This is a genomic window from Williamsia sp. (assembly GCF_016462415.1).
Classification (GTDB): domain Bacteria; phylum Actinomycetota; class Actinomycetes; order Mycobacteriales; family Mycobacteriaceae; genus Williamsia_A.
On sequence record NZ_JAEMTF010000160.1, the window covers coordinates 1 to 4,380 of the forward strand.

Consider the following 4,380-nt stretch of genomic DNA (forward strand, 5'->3'; position numbering starts at 1 on the left):
GGCGAGGGGGGAGCAGGTCGGCCGGGACCTCGGTCACGCCGTGTGCGCGGGGCGAGAGTTTCGCGACCTCGTCGGGGTCGCTCTCGAGGACCACGAATCGGCGATAGGCGTAGATGAACATGACCCCGAACGCCGGCCACTGCAACGCGTACCCGAGGTTCTGTCCGCTGCCCGACGACGACTCGAACCGGCTCCACTGCCACCAGGCGAGGCCGAGGCAGGCGATGGCCGCGACGACGACCAGCGCGATCAACGCAGGCTTGTGTCGACGTTTCCCTTCTGGCATGGGATCGACGGTACCTGCAGCTCGAATCCAGCAGGTCAACCGGTATCGTGACGGTGCACACGCGCGAGTGGCGGAATGGCAGACGCGCTGGATTTAGGTTCCAGTGTCCGACAGGACGTGGGGGTTCAAGTCCCCCCTCGCGCACGGACGACCCAGAACCGCGACGTTCGGAGACCCGGTGAGCATCGATGTCGACTATCTCGTGATCGGTGCCGGCGCGATGGGCATGGCCTTCGTGGACGTGATCCTGACCGAGACCGACGCCACCGTCGCTCTCGTCGACCGGTACGACCGCCCGGGCGGGCACTGGACGCTCGCGTACCCGTTCGTCCGACTGCACCAGCCGTCGGCGTTCTACGGCATCAACTCCCGCGGGCTCGGCGTCGACCGGGTGGACACCGCGGGTTCCAACGCCGGTCACTACGAACTCGCCTCCTCCGCCGAGGTGGTCGCCTATTTCGATCAGGTCCTCAGCCAGCAGTTCCTGCCGACCGGGCGGTTCCACTTCTTCCCGAAGAGCGAGGCCGCCGACGACGGCACCGTGACGTCGGTGCTGACCGGTGCCCGACACGACGTCCGTGGGACGACGGTCGTCGACGCCACCTACAGCCGGGTCACCGTCCCGGCGATGCGCGCACCCGCCTTTCCCGTCAGCCCCCAGGTGCGGTGGATGGCTCCCAACGAGCTACCCGAGATCACCCGGCCCGCCGACGGGTACGTGGTCGTCGGAGCGGGCAAGACCGGGATCGACGCCTGCCTGTGGTTGCTCGGTCGGGGTGTCGACCCCGACGACATCCGGTGGATCATGCCGCGCGACTCGTGGCTGCTCGACCGGATGAACATCCAACCGGTCGAGGGGTTCTACGACAGCACCGTCGGCGGGTACGCGCTGCAACTCGAGGCGTCCGCCGAGGCGGAATCGGTCGACGATCTCTTCGACCGGCTCGAACGCACCGGCCAGCTGCTGCGGATCGATCCCGACGTCCGGCCGACGATGTACCGGTGCGCGACGGTGTCCCGGGCCGAACTCGACACCCTGCGGCAGATCACGAACGTGATCCGTCTGGGTCGCGTGGTGTCCGTCGAGGCCGACACCATCACCCTCGAGTCGGGGACGATTCCCACCTCACCCAACACGGTGCACGTCGACTGCACCGCCGACGGCCTGCAGAGGCGCCCGGCGGTACCGGTGTTCGCCGACGACCGCATCACCCTGCAGAACATCCGCACCTGTCAGCAGGTGTTCAGCGCGGCGTTGATCGCACACGTCGAGGCAACCGTGTCCGACGAGGAGAAGAAGAACGAGCTGTGTGAGGTCATCGCACATCCGGACTCCGACATCGACTGGCTGCGCACCACCGCGGCCAACACCAGGACCATGTCGCGCTGGGGGCGCGAGCCCGGGCTGGGCGAGTGGCTCGAGGGGTCGCGGCTCAACAGCATGCGCATCGGCGACGCGAGTGCTCTGACCCCGGACCAGGTCGCGGTGTCGATGCGAGTGCTGCGCAACCTCGGCCGGGCGGTCCGAAACCTCGAGCGGCTGCTCGGCGAACCCTCGACCGGGTAGCCGCGAAGGCAGGGGTTCGCATCCGGCTGGGCCGGAGAGTGGACGTCCCCGCCCGTCGCGGCCAGCATGGAGGGATGCTTCATGTCCTGGATCTGTCGACCGCCGACGCCGACCCGGATGCGTTCCGCTCCGCCGTCCGCGAGGCCGCGCACACCCACGGGTTCTTCTACCTCGTCGGCCACGGCATCGACTCCGACCGCTTCGACGAGGTGCTGTCGTTGGCGCGGCAGTTCTTCGCCCTGCCCGACGAGGACAAGAACGCGATCAGCCAGCTCGACAGCCCGCACTTCCGTGGCTGGTCGCGACTCGGCGGCGAACTGACCAACGGTGCGGTCGACTGGCGTGAACAGATCGACATCGGTCCGCAGCGACCGGTCGTCGTCGACGCCGAGGGCTACTGGAATCTGCAGGGCCCCAACTTGTGGCCGACGAACCCGCCGCGGTTCCGGCGCGCGTTCGAACGGTGGTCCGACGACCTCGCCGAGGTGGGGCTGCGGCTGCTGCGGCACTGGGCCGTGTCCCTCGGCGCCCCCGAGGACTACTTCGACGCCGCCTTCGCCGACGCGCCCGCGACCCTGATGAAGGTCGTGCGCTACCCGGGCAGCGCCGACAACCCGCAGGGGGTGGGCGCACACAAGGACTCCGGGGTGTTGACCCTGCTGCTGGTGGAACCGGGATCGACCGGCCTGCAGGTGCAGACCGGCGACGACACGTGGATCGACGCGCCACCGCTCGACGGTGCGTTCATCGTCAACACCGGTGAACTGCTCGAGGTGGCCTCCGGCGGCTACCTGCGGGCGACTCGGCACCGGGTCATCGCGCCCGAGCCCGGGACCGACCGGATCTCGATCCCGTACTTCTTCAACCCGGCTCTCGACGCCGTCATCGACATCATCGATCTCCCCGCCGATCTGGCTGCACAGGCGCACGGCGTCGAGGCGGATCCGGACAACCCGATCTTCTCCACCTACGGCGAGAACGCGTGGAAGTCACGCACGCGGGCGCACCCCGATGTCGCGCAGCGACATCACGGGATCACGCCCGCGCGCTGATGACCTCGGGTCAGTCGACCTGCATCTCGCCCATCGGACCCCACGCGTCGGCCCCGATCTTCTCGCTGATGATCTTCGGTGTGTGCGCCAGGTACTGCGGCAGTTCGGACACGGCTTTCTTGAAGTGATCGCTGCCGACGTGTGCCTCGGCGGCGTCGTCGGCGAAGCCCTCGGTGAGAACGTATTCGTTCGGGTTGTCGAGGCTGCGCGCCCAGTCGAAGAACAGGTTGCCCTCCTCACCGCGGGTGTTCGCGGTGAACTCGGCGACCAGCTCGGGCCACTGGTCCGTGAACTCGGGCTTGGTCTCGAATTTTACGACGATGAAGATCATGGATGCGCTCCTGGGGTGGGTGAACGGTTCGATGTCACGCTACGTGGTGGGCTCTGACGTCTCGACCGCATCGTCACGGGGTGAGGATGGCCCGACCACGGACGTTGCCGGCGTCGAGATCGTCGATGGCACTCTGGAAATCGTCGAGCGGGTACTTGGCGGTGTGGAGGTTCACCGCGCCGCGGGCAGCCAGCTGCATCAGGTCGCACAGATCGTTGTACGAGCCGACCAGGTTGCCCACGATGTTCTTCTCGGCCGAGATCAGGTCGATGGACGGGACATCGATGTTCTCGCCGTACCCGACGATGTGGTAATCGCCGGCGGGACGTGTCATCGCCAGACCCTCTGCGGTCGTGCCGTTCTCGCCGACGAAGTCGATCACGACCTCGGCACCGTGCCCGCCCGTCAACTCCAGGATCTGCTCCACCTGGGTGCCGTCGGCGACGATCGCTCGGTCGGCACCGATGGATTCCGCCAACTTCAGGGCCTGTTCGTTGCGGTCGACGACGATCAGTTCGGCGGGAGTCAGAGCTTTGAGAACCTGGATCCCGATGTGCCCCAGCCCTCCTGCGCCGATGACCACGCATCGATCGCGCGGGGTGAGTCGCTTCGCAGCCTTGGCCGCCGCGTGGTAAGCAGTGAGCCCGGCATCGGCGAGCGCAGCCACGTCGGCAGGCTCGAGCGCGTCGTCGATCCGGACGACACTGCGTGCCGAGGTCCTGATGTACTCCGCGTATCCACCGTTGGTGTCGATCCCGGGGAACTGGTTGACCTCGCAATGCACGTCGTCGCCCGACCGGCAGGCCCGGCACAGGCCGCACGTGATGAGCGGGTGCAGGATCACCTTGTCGCCCTCGGCCACGTTGGTGACCGCCGAACCGACCGCCGCGACCCAGCCGGCGTTCTCGTGTCCGATCGTGTACGGAAGCGTCACCTGGGATTTCTCGGCCCACTGGCCCTCGAGGATGTGCAGATCGGTGCGGCAGACGCCGGCCCCTCCGATCTTCACGACCACGTCGAACGGTCCGCTCGGGGTGGGGATCGGAAGCTCGGTCATCTCGAGTTTCTGGTGGTAGCCGACCACCTGGACGGCGCGCATCGTGCTCATGGGTTGTTCCTTGTCTTCATGATTTCGGGGTCTTCA

4 protein-coding genes, 1 tRNA gene and 1 pseudogene are annotated in these 4,380 nt (G+C 67.4%); 3 read left to right on the forward strand and 3 right to left on the reverse strand.

Annotated elements, in window-relative coordinates:
* A pseudogene (locus JHC79_RS22260) lies at positions 1-286 on the reverse strand (transcriptional regulator); the annotation flags it as partial.
* Positions 287-347: 61 nt separating this feature from the next.
* Here JHC79_RS22260 and JHC79_RS22265 point away from each other — a divergent pair.
* The 3 genes from JHC79_RS22265 to JHC79_RS22275 all read left to right on the forward strand — a co-directional run bounded on the left by JHC79_RS22265 (position 348) and on the right by JHC79_RS22275 (position 2,905).
* A tRNA-Leu gene (locus JHC79_RS22265) sits at positions 348-430 on the forward strand.
* A gap of 34 nt (positions 431-464) precedes the next feature.
* A complete protein-coding gene (locus JHC79_RS22270) occupies positions 465-1,853 on the forward strand; it encodes an NAD(P)/FAD-dependent oxidoreductase (protein ID WP_296395005.1) in 1,389 nt (462 codons plus the stop codon).
* 74 nt (positions 1,854-1,927) lie between these two features.
* Positions 1,928-2,905 carry a 2-oxoglutarate and iron-dependent oxygenase domain-containing protein gene (locus tag JHC79_RS22275; RefSeq protein ID WP_296395007.1) on the forward strand — a complete coding sequence of 326 codons (978 nt, stop codon included), beginning with the start codon at positions 1,928-1,930 and terminating at the stop codon, positions 2,903-2,905.
* 10 nt (positions 2,906-2,915) lie between these two features.
* Here JHC79_RS22275 and JHC79_RS22280 read toward each other — a convergent pair whose 3' ends face one another.
* Together JHC79_RS22280 and JHC79_RS22285 are read right to left on the reverse strand one after the other, a co-directional pair.
* Positions 2,916-3,236: a putative quinol monooxygenase gene (locus tag JHC79_RS22280; protein WP_296395009.1), complete on the reverse strand. Its 321-nt coding sequence runs from the start codon at positions 3,234-3,236 to the stop codon at positions 2,916-2,918.
* Between the two features lie 73 nt (positions 3,237-3,309).
* Positions 3,310-4,335, reverse strand: a complete 1,026-nt coding sequence (locus JHC79_RS22285) for an NAD(P)-dependent alcohol dehydrogenase (RefSeq protein WP_296395012.1) — start codon at positions 4,333-4,335, stop codon at positions 3,310-3,312.
* Positions 4,336-4,380: the final 45 nt, after the last annotated feature.